Raw genomic sequence first — 24,454 nt, forward strand, 5'->3', positions numbered from 1 at the left:
TTATGCGCGCTGCCAACACCGCCGCTCAGCTGCTTTGCCTGGCGCTGCTGTCCGGTCTGTGGGCCGGCGCGGCGTTGGCCGCGAATACGGCAACGCCGGCTGCGCGCGCCACACCGGGCACGGCGGCGGCGCCCAGCGGCGCACTGACCTTGTCGCAGGCCTGGCAGGCCGCGCTGGAAAACGACCCCACCTACAAGGCGGCCGTCAGCGAACGCGAGGCCGGCCAGACCAACCGCGCCATAGGGCGGGCCGCCCTGCTGCCCCAGGTGGGCGCATCGCTGGCGCGCACGCGGGTGCGCGGCACGCTGGAAAGCCCCGGGCTGGGCGGCAACACCGTTGAAACCGATCTGCGCTATACCTCGGGCGTCAATGAAATCCACCTCAACCAGGTGGTGTTCAACTGGAGCACGTTTGCCGAATACCGGCAGGGCCAGGCCCGCGCCGACTATAGCCTGGCCGTGTTCGACACCAAGGCCAACGACACGTCCGAGCGCCTGCTGAACCGCTACTTCCAGACCCTGCTGTCGTACGAAAACCTGGTGCTGTCGCAGTCCAAGCTCGATGCCAACGAAAAGCAGCTGGTTGCCGCCCAGCATCACTTCGACGGCGGCGAGGGCACAATTACCGATGTGCACGAGGCCAAGTCGCGCCGCGACCTGGCCCGCGCCGATGTGATCCAGGCGCAAGACCGCCTGCTGGTGGCACGCCGCGAGCTGCAGGAAATGATAGGCAGCGCACCGGTGGTGCTTACCACCCTGAAAGACGACTTCAAGCCGCAGCCGCTCAGCCCCGGCGCGCTGGCCGACTGGCAGGCCATGGCCATGACGGGCAATGCCGAAGTGCGTACGGGCGAACAGGGCCTGCGCATTTCCACCGAGGAAATCGACCGCGCTTTCGGCGGCCACCTGCCCACGCTGGATATCGTGGCGTCGCGGCGCGACGTCACCAGCGAAACGCTGTCTACCCGCAACCAAGACAGCAACACCACCAACCTGGGCATACAAGTGCGCCTGCCGCTGTTTTCCGGGGGGCTGACCAGCGCCCAGGTCAAGCAGGCGCGCCATAACCGCGACCGGGCGGCCGAGGAACTGGCAGCCACGCGCGAACGCATTGCGGTGGAAGTTACGCGCCATTATCAGGGCGTGGTCAGCGGTGCCCAACGCATAGCGGCGCTGCAGGTGGCGGTGGAATCCAGCCAGGCGGCCCTTACAGCCACCGAACGCAGCTTCGAGGCCGGCACGCGCAGCATGACCGACATTCTGGATGCGCAGGATCAGTACTACCGCTCGCAGCTGGACCTGACCCAGGCCCGCCTGCAATATGTGCTGGCGCGCCTGATGCTGTCGGGCGCGGCGGGCACCCTTAGCAGCAGCACCATAGAAACCGCCAGCCAGACTTATTTTGGACCCAAGCAGGTATTGTTGGACGCTGTTTAATATTCCGGAATCAGTCAGGCAATTCCGCGTCGGCGAAGCTAGTTCCCTGCGCATCTTTGCCCGACAACAGCGGGGTCAGGCCGCCGGGCCAGGCAATGTTCAATTGCGGGTCGTTCCAGGCTATGCTGCGCTCGTATTGCGGCGCATAGTATTCGGTGACCTTGTACAAGAATTCGGCGCTGTCGCTCAAGACCAAAAAGCCGTGGGCAAAGCCTTCGGGCACCCAAAGCTGGCGCTTGTTCTCGGCCGACAGAATTTCGCCCACCCAGTGCCCGAAGGTGGGCGAGCTTTTGCGCACGTCTACGGCCACGTCAAAGACTTCGCCCTGCACCACACGCACCAGTTTGCCCTGGGCCTGTTCAATTTGATAGTGCAGCCCGCGCAATACGCCCTTGGCGCTGCGGCTGTGGTTGTCTTGCACGAACGATACCTGCCGGCCTATGGCTGCTTCAAAGCCTTTCTGGTTATAGCTTTCCAGGAAAAAGCCGCGATCGTCGCCAAATACCTTGGGTTCCAGCAGCTTGACGTCGGGGATGGCCAGTGATGTGATTTGCATGAATGTTTCCTTGGTGGCACCTTAGCGGCCACGCTGTTCTTTGCAGATTTGCGCCAGGTATTTGCCGTAGCCGTTTTTGCTTAGCGGCTGGGCCAGTTTTTTAAGCTGCTCGACGTCTATCCATTTTTGGCGAAAGGCGATCTCTTCCGGACAGGATACCTTCAGGCCCTGGCGGTTTTCCAGGGTGGCAATGAACTGGCCCGCTTCCAGCAGCGATTCGTGCGTGCCGGTGTCCAGCCAGGCATAGCCACGGCCCATGATTTCCACATGCAGCTGTTCCTGCTCCAGGTACAGGCGATTCAGGTCTGTGATTTCCAGCTCGCCGCGTGGTGAAGGCTGCAGGTCGCGCGCCAGGTCCACGACCTGGTTGTCGTAGAAGTACAGGCCGGTGACTGCGTAGTTGGATTTGGGTTCCAGTGGCTTTTCTTCCAGCGACAACACCTTGCCGTCCTGGTTGAATTCGGCCACGCCATAGCGCTCGGGGTCGTGCACATGGTAGGCAAACACGCTGGCGCCCTGCGTGCGCTGCATGGCGCTGGCCAGCGGCTTGTGAAAGTCGTGGCCGTAGAAGATGTTGTCGCCCAGCACCAGGGCCGATGGATTGTTGCCTATGAAGTCCTTGCCTATGATGAAGGCCTGCGCCAGGCCGTCGGGGCTGGGCTGCACGGCATACTGCAGGTTCAGGCCCCATTGGCTGCCATCGCCCAGCAATTGCTCGAATCGCGGCGTGTCTTGCGGCGTGGAAATGATCAGAATGTCACGTATGCCGGCCAGCATCAGGGTGCTGAGCGGGTAGTAGATCATGGGCTTGTCGTACACCGGCAGCAATTGTTTGCTGATGGCCAGCGTGGCCGGGTGCAGGCGGGTGCCGGAACCGCCGGCCAGAATAATGCCTTTGCGTTGCGTCATGGTTTCAGTTTCCTAGAATTTCGGTCAACAGGCGCTCTACCCCAGCTTGCCAGTGCGGCAGGGTGAGTCCGAAGGTGGTTTGCAGTTTTTCTGTGTTCAGGCGCGAGTTGCCGGGGCGCCGGGCCGGCGTGGGAAAGGCGCTGGTGGGCACGGGCTGGATGGCATCGGGCGCCACCTTGATGGGGTGGCCGGCCTTGCGCGCCCATTCCAGCACATGGCTGGCATAGCCGTGCCAGCTGGTTTCTCCCCCCGCCACCAGGTGGTACAGGCCGCTAACTTCGGGGCGCTGCTGCGCCGTGCACAAGGCGTGGGCACTGACGTCGGCCAGCAGATCCGCCCCGGTGGGCGCGCCAAACTGGTCGGCGATCACGGTAAGCTGGTCGCGCTCGCCGCCCAGGCGCAGCATGGTCTTGGCGAAATTGCCGCCGCGTGCCGCATACACCCAGCTGGTGCGAAAAATCAAATGCCGGCAGCCCGAGGCCAGAATGGCAGCTTCGCCCGCCAGCTTGCTGCTGCCGTATACATTAAGCGGGCCGGTGGGGTCGGATTCACGCCACGGCGTATCGCCCGAGCCGTCGAATACATAATCGGTGGAGTAGTGCACCAGCCAGGCGCCCAGCCGCTGCGCCTGCTCGGCCAGTACGCCGGCCGCGTCGGCATTCACCAACCGGGCCTGGTCTGGCTCGCTTTCAGCCTTGTCGACCGCCGTATAGGCCGCCGCATTGACGATCACGTCGGGCGCCACGCTGCTGACGGTTTGCGCCAGGCCGTTCAGGTCGGCCAGATTGCCCTGGCCAGTGGACCCAAACGCCACGACTTCGCCCAGGGGCGCCAGGCTGCGCTGCAGTTCCCAGCCCAGTTGGCCATTTTTTCCCAGTAACAGTATTTTCATGTAAGCCGCTAAGCCTTGCGCTGGCTGTAGTTCTGTTCCACCCAGTCGCGGTAGGCGCCCGATTGCACCTGCGCCACCCAGTCCTGATTGTCCAGATACCATTGCACGGTCTTGCGTATGCCGGTTTCAAAGGTTTCGGCGGGCTTCCAGCCCAGCTCGCGCTCCAGCTTGCGCGCATCGATGGCATAGCGCCGGTCGTGGCCGGGGCGGTCGGTGACGTAGCTGATCTGCTCTTTATAGGCCTTGCCGTCGGGGCGCGGGCGCAGTTCGTCGAGCAGGGCGCAAACGGTATGAACGATGTCCAGGTTGGGTTTCTCGTTCCAGCCGCCCACGTTATAGACTTCGCCCAGCTTGCCGGCCTGCAGCACGCGGCGTATGGCGCTGCAGTGGTCTTTCACATACAGCCAGTCGCGCACCTGCTGGCCATCGCCATAGATGGGCAGGGGCTTGCCCGCCAGCGCATTCACGATCATCAGCGGAATGAGCTTTTCGGGGAAATGATAGGGGCCGTAGTTGTTGGAGCAGTTGGTGGTGAGCACCGGCAGGCCGTAGGTATGGTGGTAGGCGCGCACCAGATGGTCGCTGGCTGCCTTGCTGGCCGAATACGGACTGTTGGGCTCGTAGCGATGCGTTTCGGTAAAGGCCGGGTCGGCTTTTTCCAGCGAACCGTAAACTTCGTCGGTCGATACGTGCAGGAAACGGAAGTTGTCTTTTTCCTGGCCTTCCAGCTCGTTCCAGTAGCCTCGCACCGCTTCCAGCAAATGGAAGGTGCCCACGATATTGGTTTGTATAAAGTCTTCCGGCCCGTGTATGGAACGATCTACATGGCTTTCGGCCGCGAAATTAACCACGGCACGCGGACGGTGTTCGGCAAGCAGCTTGGCCACGAGCGCCACGTCGCCGATGTCGCCCTGTACGAAATGATGGCGGGCATCGCCCTGCAGGTCGGCCAGATTGGCCAGGTTGCCGGCATAAGTGAGCTTGTCCAGATTGACGACGGGCTCATCGCTCTGGGCCAGCCAGTCGATGACGAAGTTGGAGCCTATGAACCCGGCGCCCCCGGTGACGATAATAGTCATGTGTGTTCTTATTCCTTTAGAAGCGCCTTGGCGGGCAGCTGTTCTGTTTATTGACGCTATTGGAATGGATTGCACGTATTTCAGCAAGCGCAGGCAATGCCGAATGTAAGCAAATATAGCGTATTTGCCATTGTCTATAATGGCTGCGCCCCGTATCACACACCCAAGCAATGAGCACTATGCCCCCTGCGAGCAGTGAGATTCCATTTTCAGTACTGATGTCGCTGTATCACAAGGAAAATCCGGGCTATCTGCATGCGTGCTTCAACAGCCTGCTGGCCCAGACGCTCCCCGCGACAGAAATTGTACTGGTCTTTGACGGCCCGATACCGCGCCCCCTGCTGGCGGTGGTCGAGCAATGGATGCCCAGGCTCCCCATCAGAACCGTGCCCCTGCCGGAGAACGTGGGCCTGGGGCCGGCGCTGGCACAGGGCCTGCTGGCCTGCCGTTACGACCTGGTGGCCCGCATGGATACCGATGATCTGTGCGAACCCGAGCGCTTTCGGCAACAGATGGATTTCCTGGCGCAGCACCCCGAACTGGCCCTTTGCGGTTCGGCCATTGTTGAAATCGACCCCGATACCGAGGCCGGCCTGGGCACGCGCACGGTGCCCTTGTCGGCAGAAGATATCAGGGCGCGCCTGCCGTACCGCAACCCCTTCAATCACATGACCGTGATCTTGCGCAAAGATGCCGTGCTGGCGGTGGGCAATTACCACAACTTTCCCATGATGGAAGACTGGTATTTGTGGGCCAGGCTCATGTATGCCGGCCATGCGGGCGCCAATCTGCCGCAATGCCTCGTCAGGGCCCGGGCGGGTGCACAAATGCTGGACCGGCGCGGCGGCCTGGCTTACGTCAAGAGCGAATTTCTGATTACTCGTTACTTTATTGCCCAGGGCATGACGCCCTTCTGGAAGGCCTGGCCCATATTTCTGGCCCGCTCTGCCGCCAGACTGGTGCCCACCGGCGCCCGGCGTGCCATTTACAAGCAGCTGCGGGGTCGGGCCTGATGACTGCCGCACATCAGAACGCCCGGAAAACATATGCCGTACTGGTGGCATACAGGCTGCCGCCCGACGAACTTGCACAGGCCATCGCCAATATTGCCGGCCAGGTGAACGAGGTGGTGGTCTGCAACAATTCGCCCGACGATTACGTACATGCGGGCGATCATGTACACGTACTGAATTTCCGCGACAACCTGGGCGTAGCGCGGGCACAAAGCCTGGGCATGGCCCATGCCTTCGAACACGGCGCCGACTTTGTCCTGCAGATGGACCAGGACAGCGTGGCTGATGAGCATATGGTGGCCCGGCTGCTGCAGGCCTACGACGAGCTGTGCCGCCTGGGCCACAAACCAGGGCTGGTGGGCGCGCAAGACTACGACAACGTCACGGGTGCCATCAGCCGGCCACGGGTTCAGAAGGGCCAGGTCATTACGGGCACCGATTACCTGTCGCTGTCTGAAACCCTGAGTTCAGGCAGCCTGATCCCCCGGGCTGCCTATGAAGCGGTGGGTGGCATGGACGACGGTCTGTTTATAGATGCCGTCGACTTCGAGTACTGCTGGCGCTTGCGGGCACACGGTTTTCTGGTGGTGAAGAACCCGGCCGCACTGCTCGGGCACAGCCTGGGCGAGGGACGCAAGAAGGTGCTGGGGCTGATCGGCGTCGGCCTGCCCGCACCGTTCCGGCACTACTATGCCTTTCGCAATGCCCTGCACCTGATGAAGCGCAGCTATACACCCTGGTACTGGCGTTTTTCCAGTCTGGCCAAGATGGCCTTCAAGCTGGTGGTCTACCCTTTTGCGCTGGATCACGGCGGCAAACGACTGGGATTCATGATCAAGGGCATAAGAGACGGTCTGGCCGGTCGCTATGGTCCTATGCCCTGAGCGGCGGCAACATTCCCCGACGGTGTGGCTACAATAGGACACCACCCACGCACCTTAGTGCCCATGACTGATGCCAAGCTCCGAAACAAAACGTAAGCAATACGTACTCTTTATTTCGATCAGTGTCTTTTTGTTTTACGCCATCAATCAATCGGTGCCGTCTGGATATTCGCTGGGCGCCACACTGCTGCTGCTGTGCAGTGCGGTCTATCTGGTGCAAAATCCCCTGCCTGCACTCACGACGGAAGAAAAAATCAGCATAGGCGCCCTGGCCGCCTTCTTTCTTGCGGCGGTGCTCAACTTCTTCGTGCACGACAACGGCTTGCCCGCCCTGGACTTGCCCAGCCGCTTTCTGCTGGCCATTCCCATCTTTTTGCTGCTGATCCAGGTACCACCACGACAGAGCTGGTTCTGGGCCGGCGCGGCGGTGGGCTCGTATGGAGCCGGTGGGGTTGCCTTGTGGCAAATCTATGGTCTGGGTCTGGACGACGTAGACGGGCTGACCAATGGCGTGCGCTACGGCGGCATCAGCACCATGCTGGCAATACTGTGCGCGGCCGGCCTGCTGTGGGCCCGTCGTGACAACGTGGCCCATCCGTGGCTGTGGCGGGCGGTGCTGGTTGCAGGCATGATCAGTGCCGGTTACGGTTCGCTGATGTCGGGCACCCGAGGCGCGTGGATTTCCCTGCCGCTGGTATTTGTGCTGTTCTGCCTGGGCACTTTCAATCGCGGCAACCTGTACCGTGCCTGTATGGTGGCCCTGGTCACCCTGCTGGCGGCCGGGGTCTGGTATGTCACCGTGCCCAACAATCCGCTGCGGGTTGGCTATAACCAGGCCGTGCAGGATATATCCGGCTATATGGAAGACGGCAACGCCCTGGGTTCCATCAGTGGCCGCTTCGAACTTTGGCGGGCCGCCCTGCTGAACATTCCCGAAAAACCGATTTTCGGCTGGAATAACAGCGACTATCGCGCCAGACTGGAACAGCAGGTCGCCAATAAACAGCTGGATCCGCACGTGCTGAATCTGGCCCACACCCATAACCTGTATCTGGAAACCATGCTGCGCCAGGGTGTGGTAGGCCTGCTTCCCGTTCTGGCCCTGTTCATCTTTCCATTTGTGTTCTTTTGCCGGCGCCTGCGTGCGCCGGACAGCAATGTGCGAATACTGGCCATAGCCGGCACCAGCCTGCTGGCAGTGTTCGGCATGCTGGGCGCATCGCACGTGGTGCTGTACCGCAACGACACCCTGCTGTTCTTCTTTATTACGCTGATAGTGCTGTGGTGCTGCATGCGCGCACAAGAGCGTCAGGTGTCGGCCGCAGCATCCAGCCTTTTCAGGTAAACCTGTTCGTCCACCTCGTCTATCTGGGCTGGCAGCAGGAATAATTTGGCATAGGTCAGGTATACGCGTTCTTGCAGGAACAGCCGGAACATGTCGATGTCGATATGGCCGTTCAGGGCCATATCGGTCATGATGGCCAGCGACTCGGTCAGCGTCTTGGGTGCTTTGTAGGGGCGGTCGGACGCCGTCAGGGCTTCGAAGATATCGGCGATCATCATCACCCGCTCGGGCACGCCCAGGTCTTCCTTGCACAGACGGCGGGGGTAGCCGGTGCCATCCATTTTTTCGTGGTGCGTACCCGCAATATGGGGCACACGCTTCAGATGCGGTGGCAGCGGCAGGCTGCTTAGCATGATGATGGTCTGGATGATGTGCTCGTTCACCCGGAAGCGCTCTTCGGGTGTCAGGGTGCCGCGCCGTATGCTCAGGTTGTAAAGTTCACCGTGGTTGTAGGCCAGTTCAGGCACTTGCATGTCAAAGCCCCAGATATTGGCCGGGTCGTCTTTGTCGACCGGAGGCTTGTGATCACCCCAGGGAACCCGATGCTCGGGACGATCCGACAACAAATAGGCCTGGCTGGGCAGCGTTTCGGGCTGGGGGCCCAGACGTTCCAGCTCATGGCGCGCCAGCCCCAGACTGCGGTCGAAGTTGCGCTGCCAGCGCTGGGCGCCAATTTCACGCAAGCGTTCGATATCTTCGTCGTCAAGGCTTTCGCCGCCAATATTGACCTGGGCCACAAAGGCAAAGTCTTCCTGCAGCTGTGCTTGCCGGCGCTGCAATGTTTCCTGCAGCGTTTGCGGGTCGCCGCCATTGGCAAGCCCTTGCCAGTATTCCACCGAGGCATCCCGCCACAAGACTTCAAACCGCGTGCGAATGACGTGAATGCGGTTGTAGACCATTTCAAGCTTGGTGGCCTTGTCCATCACCGATTCGGGCGTGGTGATCTTGCCGCAGTCGTGCAGCCAGGCCGCTATACGGCATTCATAGCGCTCGTCTTCATTCATCTTGAAGCCGGCATAAGGCCCGCTGTCGGTGGCAATGGCCTGGTTCAGCAGCAGCTCTGCCAACCGCGGCACCCGCTCGCAATGGCCGCCCGTGTAGGGACTCTTGGCGTCGATGGCATTGGCCAGCAGCTTGATCATGGCATCCATCAGCATCTGCTGGGCTTCCAGCAATTGACGTGTTTCGATGGCAATGGCGGCCGCACTGGATAGCTGGCGCGCAAAGCGCTCAAAGGCGTGCTGGACATCGTCCATGCGCTGCTGGCTGGCGCTCAGCCACAAGACCAGCACGCCCAGGGTGGAGCCCTGCCGGTTGTTCAGTTCGAAACAAAGATAATGGCCACCCTCGCCCAGCGCACCGGTAACGGCTTTTTGCAGATCGCCGGCGCTGTCGGCATTCAGGCGTATTGTGCCGGGAATATTATCGACCGCACAGCGATTGGCCAGCTGCAACGAGTCGGCCTCGGTGCTTAGCAGATACACGGCTCCGCCTTCGACCTCCAGGGCATGGACGAGCTTATCGACGACCTCGTCCAGCATGCGGTCCAGCTCGGTTTCATTGTTCAGTGCCAGTGCGATCGACTGGAAGGCCACTATGGCGTGCGACATGCGATCCAGCACCCTGCTGAGTTCGCGCACTTCGGTGAACGAGGACTTCACCCCCATGTTGCCGCTGAAGTCGAACCGTGCCCGTGCACGCACCTGTTCTGCCAGCAGGCGCAAGGGACGGCTCAGGCGCTTGCTCAGGATCCAGCCCAACACCAGCACCAGCAGTGTCAGGCCTGCTGTCCAGCCCATGCCACGTGCGAACTCTGCACGGGCCTCAAGCAAGAGCTCATCGGCCGGGACCGTCACCACCAGATGGCTTTGGCCAACGGAAAAAAGCGCCAGGGGTACGCTGATGCCATACCAGTCGCGTTCGTTGATATGGTACAGGCGCGGTTTGCCATCAGCAGGCGGGTGCTCAAAGACGTGGGCCAGGCTGGCCGAGCTCACTTCACTGACATGAGGCAGCTTGACGCCCATGCCATCGCTTTGCAGTTCGGGTATACGAAAGCTGCCCGGTTCCCGTTCGGGGAATGCAATAACGGCGCCATTTTTGCCCAGCACCGCCACTTCAGTGTTATCGGTTACCTGCAGGTCGGCCAGCTCGTCATTCAGGTCACTGATGGTCAGATCCATGCCTACGACCGCCCCACTGCCCATGGCATCGCGCTGCGCCAGCGTAATGCCGGTGCGCTGCGTCATGGAGTACAGATAGGGTCTGATGAGCACCATATCGGGCTGCTGCGTCGCCTGCTGGAACCAGGGCCGTTCGCGCGGGTCAAGCTCGTTGCCGGGGTGGTCGCGGATTTCGAGCAGGTTTTCGTCGATGTCGTAGAAACGCCATTGCCGCACCAGGCTGCCGTCTGCGGCAAGGGTGCTGCTGCGCATCATGTACCAGGCGCCTTCCGGCGCCGAGAAGCGTGTTTGGAGATCACCGCCCTGCAGCTTCCTGACCAGGAAGAACTCGCCGGTGGGATAGCCAACGAACACGGCACTGACCACATTGCTGACCCGCAGGCTCTGAAGCAATTGAGGCAGGCGCTCCAGTCGTTGTTCCGCGGTTTTGGCTTGCAAAAGGGGGTTGTAGGCCAACACCTGCAACACATTGCGCGGCGGCTCGATGAGGCTGCGCGAACGTTCAGTGAGCACCTTGCCCAGCTGCTGTACGGTCTGGCCGGCGGCAGAAATCATGACGGTTTCCACGCTGCGATAATGCTGCCACGCCAGCAGACTGCCCATGAGCAGGGTCGTACATGAGATCGCCAGCGAAAAAAACAGCTGTAGCGATATGCCCCTTCGTATTGAAGATTTCATAACGAACCCTGTCTTATTATTTTGCTTTTCATGACGATCGAGAAGCGTGTCTTGATGGTAGCAGTAAATTCATACATCGTGTGCGCCGGCAAACTAGGGCTATCCCTTGCAGATCAGGCCCTCCGGGTACCCAGGTAAGTACCCAGCAAAATGCCCGCCATTCCCGCCACATGCCAGAGCGTAAAGGGTTCGTCCAGCCACACCAGGGCAAAGATCACGCCAAACACCGGGATCCAGTACTGATAGACCGATGTCCGGGCCACGCCCAATTCGGCAATCGCCTTGTTCCACAGCATATTGCACACTGCAGTGGGCACAATGCCGGCAAAAGCCATGAAGGCCCAGATCCGCAATCCCGGGCCCAGCAGGGTTTGCTCATTCAGAACAACGGAATCGTCAAGCAAGGTGTGTATGCCAAGCATGACCGAGCCCACGGTATATATGACGCTGCTGATGAACAAGGCATGGTATTGCCGGGCCAGGCTCTGGATGAAGACACCACCCGCCACAAAGCTCACCATGGCGCCAAACACCAGCGCATCGCCCTGGCTTGCCTGGGCCAGCGAGGCGTCGGCACCCATGATGACCACGACAAACACCCCGCCAAAGCCCAGCGCAACGCCCAACAACCGCACCCGGCTGAGCTTTTCACGAAAGATCACGGCAGCCATGAGCGACGCCACCAGCGGGCTTAGCGCCAGAATCAATGCCGAATTGGTCGCGCTGGCACTGACCATGCCCCGCGCAAAAAAGATTTGATTGGCATACACCATCAGGGCCGCACACAGCACAAAGCGCAAGCACTGTGCAAGAGGGATCCTGCCCAGAATGATCGGAGGCCTGAGCAGCCACAGCGTAAGGTTGATCACGATGGCGGCAATCACCATGCGCAATGTCGCTACCAGCATGGGGTGCACATTTGCCGCCAGCACTTTGATCACGGAAACGTTCAATCCCCAAATCGCCATGGTGCCGATCAATATCAATTGCGTTCTGATTGCCTGACTGCCCGACACGATGCGTTTCCCTGATCCTGGTCCACACGCATGATAGCAAGTCTGTGAAAACGATGGTTTGCCGGGCATACCAGAAAAAATCCCTATTTGACAAGCACTTGTGTTATCATGGTGATCTACCTTACGCAATCTGATACGTTCCACTCCCGGAACGCAGCACCAAACGCCGCTTTTTTTGGCGTCACGAAGCACCTTTCACCAATCAACTGCAACACGCGGTTTTGCCGGATGCCACGCAGCGCGAGTCCGACACACGGGTGCTTTTTTTCAATGTTTACAGGAACCCTACATGGCCAAAGAAGAACTGATTGAAATGGGCGGTCTCGTCACTGAAGTCTTACCTGATTCCCGCTTTCGCGTAACGCTCGATAACGGTCACCCCGTAGTCGCGTACACAGGCGGAAAAATGCGCAAGCACCACATCCGTATTCTTGCCGGCGACAAGGTCTCGCTGGAAATGTCCCCCTACGACCTCAGCAAGGGTCGCATCACTTTCCGCCATATCGCCGGACGCGCTCCGGGTGGCCCGAGCCAACGCCGCCGCTAAGTCTTAGGCACGCAAGTACGACACTGGCATTACAATCCGTGTTCCATGTCATGCCAGCAAGGAAGTGTCGTGTCTTGTATGTTAAGCAATATGCCCGAATGGGTGGCCTTCAAAGACGCCGCCCGTACATCTTCTGTCAATGTCCAGAACCTGCGCCTGATCCAGGTTGCAGGCATAGACCTGGACATCAGCGGACAGGTCAGCTCCCCCCAGCTAACTGAAGCCGCCCGGGCCTTGCTGGCCGCACGCGACTTCCCTGCCATGCGCGAGCGCCTGCTTTCGGGCGGCATTGCCAACACAACCGAAGAACGCGCCGCCTGGCACACTGCGCTGCGCGCACCCGCTGCCATCAAGGAAGTCGCGCAAGAGCGCCAGCGCCTGAACGCCTTTGTTCGCCTGGCCGATTCCGAACGCCGCTGGCGCAACATTGTTCATATAGGCATCGGCGGCAGCGACTGGGGCGTACGCCTGACCGTCAGCGCCTTCGGCTATGCCGGTACCTGGCGGGAAGTCCATTTCGTAGCCAATATCGATGGTCACGCCATACAGGGAGGTCTGGCCGGACTCGACCCGCACGACACCCTGATCGTGATGGCTTCCAAATCCTTCACCACGGCCGAAACCCTGCAGAACGGGCAGCGGGCGCTGGAATGGCTGCAGGCCGCAGGCGTGGAAAACCCCCAGTCACACATCGTGGCTATTACGGCGCGCCCCGAAACGGCCAAAAAATGGGGCGTGCCCGAGGCGAATATCTTCAAGCTGTGGGATTGGGTCGGCGGCCGCTTCTCCATGTGGTCGGCCGTTAATCTGACCACGGCACTGGCCGTCAGCGAAGACGTGGTGGCCGGCATGCTGGCAGGGGCCAATGCGATGGACAATCACTTTGCCCAGGCGCCCATAGAGCAAAACGCACCGATACAAATGGCATTGGCCGGCGTGGTCAATCGCAGCGTGCTCGACTACGGATCCCTGAATATCGCCCCTTATGATTTCCGCCTGGCCTCGCTCGTGCCGTATGTTCAACAACTGGAAATGGAATCATTGGGCAAATCGGTCGACCTGGACGGCGAACCGGTCAACGTTCCCACCGGGCCCGCGGTCTGGGGCATGCCCGGCACAGATGCCCAGCACACCTTCTTCCAGTGGCTGCACCAGGGCAGCGACGGCGCACCGGTCGACTTTATCGTCTGCCAACAAGCCGACCACGGCTGGCCCGCGCATCACACCAGTCTGCTGGCCAACTGCCTGGCGCAGCGCGAAGCCTTGCTCAAGGGCAAGGGCTATGATGCGGCGCTGCAGGAATGCCTGGACGCCGGCATGTCGCAAGAGCAGGCCGCAAAGGTGGCCCGCCACCGCGTGCATCCGGGTGGTCGCCCTTCCAATCTTATTGTGCTGTCGCGGCTCTCGCCCTACACCCTGGGTGCACTGCTGGCCATGTACGAACACAAGGTGTTTGTACAAGGGCTTATCTGGGGCATCAACCCTTTTGACCAGTGGGGCGTTGAATACGGCAAGGTTCTGGCCAAGGGCATTACCGCAGAACTTTCAGGCCAGGTGCAGCCCGACAACGCATCGCGCGACGCCTCGACGGCGCACTGGGTGCAGACTTTTGCCAGGTCGCTGAAAGCGTAACGGCGGGGCTGACTGCTGCAGCCCTGCCCCCGCATCCGGATTACTTCGTTTTGTCGATGATATCCAGCTCTTTGCCCAGGTCATGATAGACCTCGAATTGCCCTGCAATGAACTTCCTGGCTTCTTCCGGACCTTTCATGTAAGGCACCGAACCGGCATTTTCCGTCGCGCTGATCCACTGCTGGTCTTTACCGGTCTCTTCCATCACCTTGCGGATTTTCTCAACGATCTCAGCCGGCATATTCGGTGGGCCCGAAATACCGCTCCAGCCCGTGATCTGATTCATCTTGCTCAGGCCCAGCTCTTTGGCGGTAGGCACGTCGGGCAATGATTTCAGGCGCTCGGGCGTGGTGACAAACAGCGCGCGCAGGTTTCCGGCGTTGATCAGCCCGAATGCGGGCCCAATGCTGCTGCACGAAAAATCCACCTGACCCGCCAGCAAGGCGCTGGTTGCTTCGCCCGTTCCTTTATAAGGAATTTGCGTAGGCACTTTTCCACCCAGCTTGAGCTCCGAGAACAGCACCCGCGGACCCATGGAGTTGGTGGTCAGCGTACCGGCTGTTCCGTAGTTCATGCTGGGGCCTTTCTCGCGCAGGGCTTTTTCAAAGTCCTTGTAGGTTTTATAAGGCGAGTCTCCCTTGACGTAGCAACCATAGGGGTTGAGCTCCAGCAGCCCTATGGCCGTGAAGTCATCCCACTTGTACTTGGTCTGGGTGGGTGCGATAGCCGGCAAAATGGCTTGCGAGCCGGGGCGCGACAGCAACAATGTATAGCCGTCTGGTTCAGCGGTTCGGCCCTGTTCGGAGCCTATGACGCCGCTGGCACCTGGCTTGTTGAGCACCACCACCGGCTGCTTGAAATACTTGAACGCCACGGCGCTGAAGTTGCGGGCCGCCATGTCGGAATCGCCCCCGGTACTGTAGGGCGTAATCAATGTAATGGGACGTGAGGGATAATCAGACTGGGCCCAGGCGGGATTGGCCACCATACATGCCGCTGCCGAGAGGCTCAGGGCGCCAGTAAAACCTTTAAGATTCACATGCAACATCGTTGTCTCCTTCCGCTCAGGCGGAATGGGTTTATGCCCCTGAACGGGGCTCTTAAATCTGCTGGGTTTCAGTCCGGAGCACCACAACGCTATCGACCCCAACCGGACCTTCGGGGCCTGCCAAAACCGGGTTCAGATCCAACTCCTGCAATTGATTTTCAACAGACACTGCCCACAGGGAAAGGCGTGACAGCATCATGCAAAGGCGGTCCACGTCGATGGGCGGACGACCGCGCACACCGTCAAGCACCGGCCTCATGCGCAGCTCGTCCAGCATGGTTCGGGCCTCGCCCACTGAAAACGGAGCACGCCGGAAAGCGACATCACGAAGGACTTCAAGCAATATGCCGCCATAGCCCACCATGACCATGACACCAAATACCGGATCGCGCTTCACGCCGATCACCAGCTCTACATGGCCCGCGCTCATGGGCTGGACCACTATGCCGGTTATGGCCGCATCCGGACGCGCCTGCATGCACGCATCCAGCAGGGCCTGATAGCCCTTGCGTATGTCGGCTTCACTGTCCAGGCCCAGCACAACGCCGCCCACGTCGGTCTTGTGCAGAATGTCTGGTGATTCGATTTTCAGTGCTACCGGTTTGCCAAAGCGCTTCCAGGCTTGCACGGCATCGTCGGCCGAGGCCGCCAGGGCAACCGGCGCCATCGGAACACCGGCCTGCTCAAGCAAGGCAACCGCATCAAGCGTAGGCAGCGGGCCGTCGGCAAAAGGCAGTTTTATGGGCAGCGGCACCGGAGCATCAGCGCGTGCGGCAGCGTGCGCACGCTGCATCTGACCATAACGCGCCAGGGCTGCCACGGCATCGACGGCACGCTCGCCGGCCCCGAACATGACTATGCCTTTCTCGCGCAGCCGCTCGGCCGTGCCGGGCGGGGCTGCCACCCAGCACACGATGAAGGGCTTTTTGGCCTGCTCCCGTATGCGCCCGAAAATATCCACCAGCATGTCGACATGCATGGTCATCAGCTGCAGCCAGACGATCCCGATATCCACGCCGGGATCATCCAGCAGTATGGACACGGACTCGCTCAGCAGCTCGGGTTGGGCAACAAATTGTCCGGTGATGTCTACCGGGTTCCCGCTGGATCCGTAGGCCGGCATGACCGCCTGCAACGCCGTGCTGGTTGATGGCTGCAGCACCGGTACGTCAAGGCCGATTTCTTCGGCGCGGTCGGTCATCATCACCCCTGCCCCGCCCGATTGCGTAATAATGCCCAGGCCGCGTCCGGCCGGCACATCGCACCCTGCCAGCGCTTCCAGCATATCGAGCATCTGCTCTTCATTGCGCGCGCGCAGCACCCCGTATTGCCTGAGCACGGAATCGAAAAGCGCATCTTCAACCGCCAGCGACCCGGTATGCGATGCCGCTGCCCGAACGCCGCTGGCCGTTCGACCGACCTTGGTCAGCACCAGCGGTTTGCCCAGCTCGTGGCAGCGTCGTGTCAGTCTGGCCAATGCCTCGACATCCTTTATGCCTTCCAGGTAGCCGGCCACCACGCGCGTGCGCGGATCCTCGACCACAATGGACATCAGCTCGCTGAAGCCGGCATCGGCTTCGTTGCCTGTATTGATGAAGTAGCCCAGGCCCAGCCCGCGCTGGCGCACCAGTGCGGCGATGGCCGTGCCGAAAGCGCCCGACTGGGTCACAAAGCCTATCGGGCCCGAGTTGGTCGGCCCGTCGGCATACTGACTGAAGGTGGCGTACACGTTTTCATGGGCATTGATGAACCCCAGGCAGTTCGGCCCGCAGAGCACCATGTCGTATTCCTGGGCAATCGTGCGCAGAAGCTGCTCCTGCTCCAGGCCTTCGGCACCGATCTCTCCGAAGCCGGAACTGAACACCACCGCGGCGCGCCCGCCCGCCATGCCAAGTTCGCGCAGGCTGGCAGGCACATCTTTGGCCGGCACGGCAATCACGGCAAGATCGGGCGGTTCCGGCAGGCTGGCGGCATCGGGATAACAGCTCAGGCCACCAAGCTCGGAATACTTTGGATTGACCGGATAGATTCTGCCTTGATAGCCTTTTTCCAGCAGGTGCTTCAGCGGGCGCCCGTTGATCTTTGAAAACTGCGCCGAGGCGCCGATCACCGCCACCGATTGCGGTTGCAGCATGCGGGCAAGAACGTCGTGGCGGCTCAGGATGGTGCGAGGTTCAGTCATGATGGCATTTTGCATGGTTATCCTCAGGCAAAGGCCTGTATTCCGGTTTGGGCCCGTCCAAGTACCAGGGCGTGAATATCGTGCGTGCCTTCCAGCGTATTGACCGCTTCCAGGTTCATTACATGACGGATGACATGGTATTCGTCACTGATACCATTGCCACCCAACATATCGCGCGCACTGCGGGCAATATCCAGCGCTTTGCCCGCACAGTTGCGCTTGAGCAGCGAAATCATTTCGGGCGTGGCCTTGTCGGCATCACGCAGGCGGCTGACATGCAGGCAGGCCAGCAGATTCAGGGTGATGTCGGTCTGCATGTCGGCCAGCTTTTTCTGCACCAGCTGGCTGGCCGCCAACGGACGACCAAACTGCTTTCTGTCTATCACATAGTCACGGGCCGTATGCCAGCAGAACTCTGCAGCGCCCACAGCGCCCCAGCAGATGCCGAAGCGCGCGTTTGCCAGGCAGGCAAACGGTGCCGACAACCCCTTCGCGCCGGGCAGCATGTTCTCTTGCGGCACAAAGACGTCATCCATGAAGACTTGCCCGGTCGGTGAGGCGCGCACGGCAAACTTGCCTTCTATCTTGGCCGTTTCCAGGCCAGGCATGCCGCGCTCGAGCAGAAAGCCACGAATGTCGCCGTCATTGTCCTTGGCCCAGACCACCATCACATCGGCAAGATGCGCATGGCTGATCCATGTTTTCTGGCCGGTCAGCCGGAAGCCGCCACCGACCTTGCGTGCCCGCGTGTGCATGGCCGACGGGTCCGAGCCTGAGTGCGGCTCGGTCAGCCCGAAGCAGCCCAAGGCCTCGGCACGTGCCAGCCTCGGCAGCCAGTGCTGCTTTTGCTCTTCGCTGCCAAAAAGATAGATGGGTATCATGGTGAGTGTGCTTTGCACGCCCATTGCGGAACGGAAGCTTGAGTCCACGCGCTCAAGCTCGCGCGAAATCAGCCCGTAGGCCACATAGCTGATACCGGCACAACCGTAGCCATTGATGGTGGCCCCCAGCAAACCCAGCTCGGCCATTTCCTTCATGATGTTCACATCAAAGGTTTCGTGGCGATGCGCCTGGACGATACGCGGCATGAGTTTTTCACGCGCATAGTCGGCGACACTGTCGCGCATCATGCGCTCATCTTCGCTCAACAGCGTCTCGATCAGAAAGGGGTCACGCCAGTCGAATTTGCTGCTGTTCATGAGCATCTCTCCAGCACGACGCTGATACCCTGACCCACGCCTATGCACATGGTGGCTACGGCATATTGGCCCTGATTGCGCTGCAGCTGACGCAGCGCCGTCAGTGCCAGGCGGGTGCCGGATGCACCCAAAGGATGCCCCAGGGCAATCGCGCCGCCATTGGGGTTCACGCGGGCATCATCCAGTTTCAGGCCCAGCCCCTTCACGCAGGCTAGCGCCTGCGCCGCAAAGGCTTCATTGATCTCGATAACATCCAGCTGTTCGAGCTTGATACCGGCACGCGACAGGGCTTTCTGCGTGGCCGGCACCGGGCCTATGCCCATGATGCGGGGCGGTACGCCGCACACTGCGGTCGACATCACCCGGGCCAGCGGCTTGAGCCCAAGACGCTTGCCGATGGCGGCGTTGCCCACCAGCAAGGCGCCGGCGCCGTCATTGATGCCGGATGCATTGCCTGCAGTCGTAACGCCCCCTGCGTGCAAGGCTCGCAGCTTGGCCAGCGATTCCATATTGGTGGCGCGTGGATGCTCGTCGACCGATACGCTGGCGGCCGGCTGGCGACCCTTGGCCGGCAAATCTATGGCGGCGATTTCATCGTTGAACCAGCCTTGTTCATGAGCCGCCTGGTATTTTTCCTGGGAAGCCAGCGCAAACTGATCAACCTGTTCGCGCGACAAATCGTATTCCTGGGCCAGGTTGTCGGCCGTCTGCGGCATGGTATCGGCACCGTATTGCGCCTCGATGACCGGGTTGGGAAAGCGCACGCCCACCGCAGAATTAAAGACCGTCATGTTGGGGCTGAAGGCCTTTTCTGCCTTGGCCACCACAAACGGCGCGCGGCTCATGCTTTCCACACCGCCCACCAGTATCAGCTCTCCTTCGCCTGCCGTTAATGCATGCGCTGCGGCGGCCAGCGCACCCAGCCCGCTGCCGCAATTACGCTGAACCACGGTCCCGCCGACCTCGATGGGCAAACCTGCCAGCAGCCCCGCATGCCGCGCAACGCAGCGGCTGTCTTCACCCGCCTGATTGGCACAGCCAACGATATGATCATCAAGCAGCGCCGGATCAGTCCCGGTTTTGTCCAGCAGTTTTTTAATAACCTGGGCCAGCAAATCGTCTGGGCGGATGCCCGACAAAGCGCCGGCCTGTTTGCCGAACGGTGAACGAAGACCATCGTAAATATATGCATCGAGCATTTGGGTTGTCTCCCTGTTGCGCCGCGCCCTGAATGGCGCCGGCATCATTGCATTACGGTGCAGGCATCAGCGTGCGCTAGTCGCCTTCCAGAAAATCCAGACTCAACACCGCGCGGCGTTGCAGCCATAAGGCAGGCCGATAGCGCGGATCGCAGAAGCTTTCATAAAGCCCTTGCAGCAGGCGCAATACATTAGCCGCCCCCAGGCTGTTGGCAAAAGACAGTGGGCCATGGGGATAGGCCAGCCCCAGCGTCACGGCGCGGTCTATATCCGCCGCCGTGGCCGTGCGAGCCTGGGCAAGTCCACCGCCTATGTTGATGATCATGGCCACAATGCGTTGTGCCACAAAGCCCGGGCTGTCGCGCACCACCGTAACCGGTATGCCGTCCAGCCCGAACAGGCTCGCGGCGGCTTCGCGCCAACGCTCGCCCGTTACGCAGGTACTCATGACCGTACGATGTGTGGTCAGGCCAAACAGCGCATCGATAGCCACGGTGCGTACCGGGTCGAGTTGTTCTGCCGCCGCGGCATGCGAGGCATCGCGGCCTATGGGCGTGACCACACACAGGGATTCGGATCCGGGCCGATCGCCCGCGTCCAGTTGCACACCCATGCCGGTCAGCAGCTCGCGTACCGCCTGGCCGGCATCCGGCAAGGCATTGCTGACCCACACCGGGCAAGGCTGGCTTGCTGCCGCAGGCTGGGCCTCTGTTTGCTGTGCAGAGGCTTTGGGCTCGGCGGGATACTGGTAGTAGCCTTCCTGGTTCTTGCGCCCGAGCGCTCCGGCCGCCACCCGCATGTCCATAAGCGGCGAAGGACGATAGCGAGGCTCGTGATAGAACTGGGCGTAGATCATTTCGGTCGCCGGATGGTTTACGTCCAGCCCGACCAGATCCAGCAGTTCGAAAGGCCCCATGCGGAAACCTGCGGCATCACGCATGATGCGGTCTACCTGCTCAAAGGTGGCGACACCCTCTCCGACCAGATTCACGGCTTCCAGCGTATAGCCGCGCCCCACCTGATTGACCAGAAACCCCGGTGTGTCCTGAACGCGCACGACTTGTTTGCCCATTGCCGTGCCAACGGCCTCCAGCGCATCGATGACGTCGGGATTACTGCGCTGCCCCTGTATGACCTCGACCAGACGCATGCGCGACACCGGATTGAAGAAGTGCATGCCGGCCACGCGACCCGGCTGTTTACACGCGGCGGCCAGTGTCGTGATTGATAGTGACGACGTATTCGAGGCCAGGATGCAGTCGGCACCCACTGCATTTTCCAGTTCGGCAAACAAACTGCGTTTGGCATCCAGGTCTTCGGTGATGGCTTCGATGACCAGGTCCACATCTTTCAGGCCGGCCAGGCTGGCGGTGAGTGCCAGCCGCTCCAGTGCGCTGTCGGCCTTTTCACGAGTCAGGCGATCTTTGGCGACTTCGGTATCGAGCGCCTTGGCAATCGCCTCGCGCGCGGACCGCGCCGTTTCTTCGTTGGCATCCATCAGCACCACATGTGCCCCGGACAATGCCGCAGCCTGTGCTATGCCACGCCCCATGGCACCTGATCCGACCACACCAATATGATGGATTTCACTCTGCATGATTATTGTCCTTTGAAAACCGGCGTGCGGCGCTCAAGGAAGGCATGCATGCCTTCCTTCTGGTCTTGCGTGTCGAACAGCAGCTCGAACGCACGGCGCTCCAGCATCAGCCCGGTGGCCAGCGGTGCATCGGCACCGGCGAGCGCGACCTCTTTGGTCAGACGAACCGCAATGGGAGGGCGCCGCGCAATGCGCTCGGCCATGGCCACGGCATGTTCCAGCGCCGTGCCATCGGCAACGACTTCGCTGGCCAAGCCCATTTCAAAGGCCTGTTTGCCCGTAATCAGGTCGCCGGTCAGCATCATGGGCATGGCCCTGAATTTGCCTACCGCCCGCATCAGTCTTTGCGTGGCGCCGCCACCCGGCATAATGCCCACGGCGACTTCAGGCTGGCCCAGCCTGGCCCCTTCTTCAACAATGATGATGTCTGCATGCATGGCAAGCTCGCAGCCACCGCCCAGCGCCGCACCGTGCACCGCAGCAATCAAAGGTTTGGGGAATTCTGCCAGGGCCCGCCAGTGCCGCAAGACCTCCATCGCCCAGATCTCGCGGGGGCCTTGCTCGACCGCTTCGCGCAGATCGGCACCTGCTGCAAAGCATGGCCCTTTACCTGCAATGACGACGCAGCGCACGGCGGGATCGTCCTGCAGCTTGCGGAAAGTGTCCGCCATGACCGTGCGCAATGGCAGGTTCAAGGCATTGCGGGCTTCGGGTCGATTCAGGTACACCACCGCCACACCCGTGTCCGCTACATCACAAATCAAGATATCTTCGTGGCCCGGCATAAGTGACCTCTAACTGATATGGATGTTTGTATGGTAGACAAGCATTGCTTATTTTTAAAGTTTATTTTTATTATTAGCGTTATTCATGCCATGAATAGACAGCCTGTCCATCCCGCTACCGCAAGGGCTACCGATGAATCTGCAATCCCTGGACCTGAATCTGCTGCGCGTCTTCGATGCCATTTATATCGAACGCAGCATTTCGCGCGCAGCAATCCGGCTCAACCTCAGCCAGCCTGCGGTCAGCAATGCATTAAGCCGGCTGCGCGAAAGGATTGGCGATCCGCTTTTCGAGCGCACCGCCGAAGGCATGGCACCCACACCGCGCGCCAAAACCATCGCCGAGCCTATACAGCGCGCGCTGGACTTGTTGCGTGAAGGGTTGAGCCAGCGCAGTGGCTTCGACTTCAGCGAATCGAAACGCACCTTTGAGCTGGCCGTGGAAGATTATGGTGAAAACGTAATCCTGCCGCGCTTTCTGAAATGGCTGCACGAGGTCGCGCCCGGCATACGCATCGTGATACGCCCTCAGCCCGGCATACAGGCGAAAGACGCGCTAAGACGAGGATCGGTTGACCTGGCCCTGGGCTTCTTTGTGCCGGGCACGGAAGACTTCCATCACCACTGCGTAATGACCGACACGCTGCTGACTCTGGCCAGGCAAGACCACCCCGCCATACTGGAACGGCTGACCCTGGAAACCTTTCTGAGCGTCAAGCATGTGGCTCTGATACCGCGCACCAAAAGCATGCCCATGATAGATCTGGCGCTGGCCAAGCGCGACCTGCAACGCGACATTGTCGTGCAGGTGCCGCACTTTCAGTCTATGCCGGTGATTGTGCGCAATACCGATTTGCTTGGAACCCTGCCCAAACGCATGGCGGTGCTGTATGCCGATCATTTCGGGCTGCAACCCTACCAGCCACCCGTACGCACGCCCGACTTTCCGGTTTATCTGATCTGGCACCAGTCAGCCGACGACGATATTGCCCATCGCTGGCTGCGCGACGCCCTGATCGATCTGTGCCAGCGGCTGTAAGCCAGGGACCAGGGCGCGGCCGGCAGGCCGGCTTAAACCCTTTCGAAGATACCGGCGGCACCCATACCCGTGCCCACGCACATGGTCAGCATGCCGTAATCGAGCTTGCGACGGCGCAAGCCGTGAATGACGGTTGCGGCGCGTATCGCGCCGGTGGCGCCCAGCGGATGCCCCAGGGCGATCGCGCCACCCAGCGGGTTAACGATGTCCGGGTTCAGGCCGATGTCGCGTATGACCGCCAGCGACTGCGCCGCAAAGGCTTCGTTCAATTCTATCCAGCCCATTTGACCGAGCTTCAACCCTGCCAGTTTCAGCGCATGGGGGATGGCGTACTTGGGGCCTATGCCCATGATTTCGGGCGGCACGCCCTTGACCGCAAACGACACAAAGCGCGCCAGCGGCGTCAGGTTGTGGGTTTTCAGGGCGCGTTCCGACACCACCAGCAAGGCGCCCGCGCCATCGGACGTTTGCGAGCTGTTGCCGGCGGTGACGCTGCCACGCGCGGCGAACGCCGGGCGCAGCCTGGCCAGCGCTTCCAGGCTGGTATCGGGACGCGGCCCTTCATCCAGCGCAACCGTGGTGTGCTGCTCGTTGACCTTGCCGGTATCCAGATCGGGCACGCGCCGCACCACATCGATGGGCAGGATTTCATCGGCGAATTCGCCCGCCTGCTGGGCTGCCAGCGCGCGCTGGTGCGACTGCAAGGCAAAGGCGTCCTGGTCTTCGCGCGAGACCTTCCATTGCGTGGCCACCTGTTCGGCCGTCAGGCCCATGCCATAGGCAATGCCCAGGTTCTCGTCGCGCTCGAAGATGTTCGGGCTGAATGAGGTGCTGACCCCCATGGTGGGCACCTGGCTCATGGATTCGGTACCGGCCGCGATGATGACGTCGGCTTCCCCGACGCGTATGCGGTCGGCCGCCATGGCAATGGCCGTCAGGCCCGATGCGCAAAAGCGGTTTACCGTGACCCCCGCCACTGAAGACGGCAGGCCGGACAGCAAGGCGGCAATACGCCCCACGTTCAGGCCTTGCGGGCCTTCAGGAATGGCACAACCTACGATGGCGTCTTCGATGGCGGCCGGATCCAGGCCGGGCGCTTGCGCCAGCAGCCCTTGAATGACGGTGGCCAGCAGGTCATCGGGACGGGTGTGTGAAAACATGCCGCGCGGCGCCTTGCCAATGGGGCTGCGGGTGGCAGCGACAATATAGGCTTGTTGCAAAGTGCTCATGGAGTT

At 60.9% G+C, this 24,454-nt stretch carries 20 protein-coding genes; 7 read left to right on the plus strand and 13 right to left on the minus strand.

The genetic code is table 11. The annotated features are described in order from the left end of the window. Positions 1–2 precede the first annotated feature (2 nt). Positions 3–1,436 carry a TolC family outer membrane protein gene (locus tag LKR43_RS07350; protein WP_227683401.1) on the plus strand — a complete coding sequence of 478 codons (1,434 nt, stop codon included), beginning with the start codon at positions 3–5 and terminating at the stop codon, positions 1,434–1,436. A gap of 10 nt (positions 1,437–1,446) precedes the next feature. Here LKR43_RS07350 and rfbC read toward each other — a convergent pair whose 3' ends face one another. Genes rfbC through rfbB form a run of 4 tightly spaced genes read right to left on the minus strand, consistent with a single transcriptional unit; the run spans position 1,447 to position 4,872 of the window. Beyond that, complete coding sequence (gene rfbC, locus LKR43_RS07355) at positions 1,447–1,992, minus strand: dTDP-4-dehydrorhamnose 3,5-epimerase (RefSeq protein WP_227683402.1); 546 nt, start codon at positions 1,990–1,992, stop codon at positions 1,447–1,449. A 21-nt stretch (positions 1,993–2,013) separates the two neighbouring features. Beyond that, on the minus strand, positions 2,014–2,901 hold the full coding sequence (gene rfbA / locus LKR43_RS07360) for a glucose-1-phosphate thymidylyltransferase RfbA (RefSeq protein ID WP_227683403.1): 888 nt from the start codon (positions 2,899–2,901) through the stop codon (positions 2,014–2,016). Positions 2,902–2,905: 4 nt separating this feature from the next. Next, complete coding sequence (gene rfbD, locus LKR43_RS07365) at positions 2,906–3,793, minus strand: dTDP-4-dehydrorhamnose reductase (protein ID WP_227683404.1); 888 nt, start codon at positions 3,791–3,793, stop codon at positions 2,906–2,908. Between the two features lie 8 nt (positions 3,794–3,801). Further along, on the minus strand, positions 3,802–4,872 hold the full coding sequence (gene rfbB / locus LKR43_RS07370; protein WP_227683405.1) for a dTDP-glucose 4,6-dehydratase: 1,071 nt from the start codon (positions 4,870–4,872) through the stop codon (positions 3,802–3,804). 179 nt (positions 4,873–5,051) lie between these two features. Between rfbB and LKR43_RS07375 the strand changes: the two genes are divergently transcribed. The 3 genes from LKR43_RS07375 (at position 5,052) to LKR43_RS07385 (ending at position 8,114) form a co-directional block, all read left to right on the plus strand. Beyond that, on the plus strand, positions 5,052–5,885 hold the full coding sequence (locus LKR43_RS07375) for a glycosyltransferase (RefSeq protein WP_227683406.1): 834 nt from the start codon (positions 5,052–5,054) through the stop codon (positions 5,883–5,885). Continuing rightward, on the plus strand, positions 5,885–6,769 hold the full coding sequence (locus LKR43_RS07380) for a glycosyltransferase family 2 protein (protein ID WP_227683407.1): 885 nt from the start codon (positions 5,885–5,887) through the stop codon (positions 6,767–6,769). Before LKR43_RS07375 ends, LKR43_RS07380 begins: the two co-directional genes overlap by 1 nt. Positions 6,770–6,899: 130 nt before the next feature. Then, positions 6,900–8,114, plus strand: coding sequence for an O-antigen ligase (locus LKR43_RS07385; protein WP_227683408.1), 1,215 nt, complete (start codon positions 6,900–6,902; stop codon positions 8,112–8,114). Here LKR43_RS07385 and LKR43_RS07390 read toward each other — a convergent pair. Together LKR43_RS07390 and LKR43_RS07395 are read right to left on the minus strand one after the other, a co-directional pair. Next, positions 8,078–10,975 (minus strand): HD domain-containing phosphohydrolase, encoded by a 2,898-nt coding sequence (locus LKR43_RS07390; RefSeq protein WP_227683409.1) that lies wholly within the window; start codon positions 10,973–10,975, stop codon positions 8,078–8,080. The two genes, LKR43_RS07385 and LKR43_RS07390, sit on opposite strands and share 37 nt — an antisense overlap. Before the next feature lie 113 nt (positions 10,976–11,088). Next, positions 11,089–11,991: a DMT family transporter gene (locus LKR43_RS07395; protein WP_227683410.1), complete on the minus strand. Its 903-nt coding sequence runs from the start codon at positions 11,989–11,991 to the stop codon at positions 11,089–11,091. 289 nt (positions 11,992–12,280) lie between these two features. Between LKR43_RS07395 and infA the strand changes: the two genes are divergently transcribed. Further along, complete coding sequence (infA, locus tag LKR43_RS07400; RefSeq protein WP_013744218.1) at positions 12,281–12,538, plus strand: translation initiation factor IF-1; 258 nt, start codon at positions 12,281–12,283, stop codon at positions 12,536–12,538. A gap of 78 nt (positions 12,539–12,616) precedes the next feature. Beyond that, complete coding sequence (pgi, locus tag LKR43_RS07405) at positions 12,617–14,170, plus strand: glucose-6-phosphate isomerase (protein WP_227683609.1); 1,554 nt, start codon at positions 12,617–12,619, stop codon at positions 14,168–14,170. 40 nt (positions 14,171–14,210) lie between these two features. Here the strand turns inward: pgi and LKR43_RS07410 are convergent, their stop codons facing one another. The 6 genes from LKR43_RS07410 to LKR43_RS07435 form a co-directional block, all read right to left on the minus strand. Then, positions 14,211–15,218: a tripartite tricarboxylate transporter substrate binding protein gene (locus tag LKR43_RS07410; RefSeq protein ID WP_227683411.1), complete on the minus strand. Its 1,008-nt coding sequence runs from the start codon at positions 15,216–15,218 to the stop codon at positions 14,211–14,213. 52 nt (positions 15,219–15,270) lie between these two features. Next, on the minus strand, positions 15,271–17,400 hold the full coding sequence (locus LKR43_RS07415; RefSeq protein ID WP_227683412.1) for an acetate--CoA ligase family protein: 2,130 nt from the start codon (positions 17,398–17,400) through the stop codon (positions 15,271–15,273). A gap of 23 nt (positions 17,401–17,423) precedes the next feature. Further along, positions 17,424–18,599 (minus strand): acyl-CoA dehydrogenase, encoded by a 1,176-nt coding sequence (locus LKR43_RS07420; protein ID WP_227683413.1) that lies wholly within the window; start codon positions 18,597–18,599, stop codon positions 17,424–17,426. Further along, a complete protein-coding gene (locus LKR43_RS07425; RefSeq protein WP_227683414.1) occupies positions 18,596–19,798 on the minus strand; it encodes an acetyl-CoA C-acyltransferase in 1,203 nt (400 codons plus the stop codon). The genes LKR43_RS07420 and LKR43_RS07425 overlap by 4 nt, the downstream gene beginning before the upstream one ends. A gap of 76 nt (positions 19,799–19,874) precedes the next feature. Then, the gene (locus LKR43_RS07430; RefSeq protein ID WP_227683415.1) at positions 19,875–21,395 is read right to left on the minus strand and encodes a 3-hydroxyacyl-CoA dehydrogenase; all 1,521 of its coding nucleotides are present in this window, start codon (positions 21,393–21,395) and stop codon (positions 19,875–19,877) included. Between the two features lie 2 nt (positions 21,396–21,397). After that, positions 21,398–22,180, minus strand: coding sequence for an enoyl-CoA hydratase-related protein (locus LKR43_RS07435; RefSeq protein WP_227683416.1), 783 nt, complete (start codon positions 22,178–22,180; stop codon positions 21,398–21,400). A 133-nt stretch (positions 22,181–22,313) separates the two neighbouring features. Here LKR43_RS07435 and LKR43_RS07440 point away from each other — a divergent pair, with 133 nt between their 5' ends. Then, on the plus strand, positions 22,314–23,219 hold the full coding sequence (locus LKR43_RS07440; RefSeq protein WP_227683417.1) for a LysR family transcriptional regulator: 906 nt from the start codon (positions 22,314–22,316) through the stop codon (positions 23,217–23,219). 32 nt (positions 23,220–23,251) lie between these two features. On the opposite strand, the gene LKR43_RS07445 is transcribed toward LKR43_RS07440, so the two are convergent. Then, positions 23,252–24,448 carry an acetyl-CoA C-acyltransferase gene (locus LKR43_RS07445; protein WP_227683418.1) on the minus strand — a complete coding sequence of 399 codons (1,197 nt, stop codon included), beginning with the start codon at positions 24,446–24,448 and terminating at the stop codon, positions 23,252–23,254. Positions 24,449–24,454: the final 6 nt, after the last annotated feature.

The sequence above is a fragment of the Pusillimonas sp. MFBS29 genome, from assembly GCF_020687695.1.
Lineage (GTDB): Bacteria > Pseudomonadota > Gammaproteobacteria > Burkholderiales > Burkholderiaceae_B > Pusillimonas_C.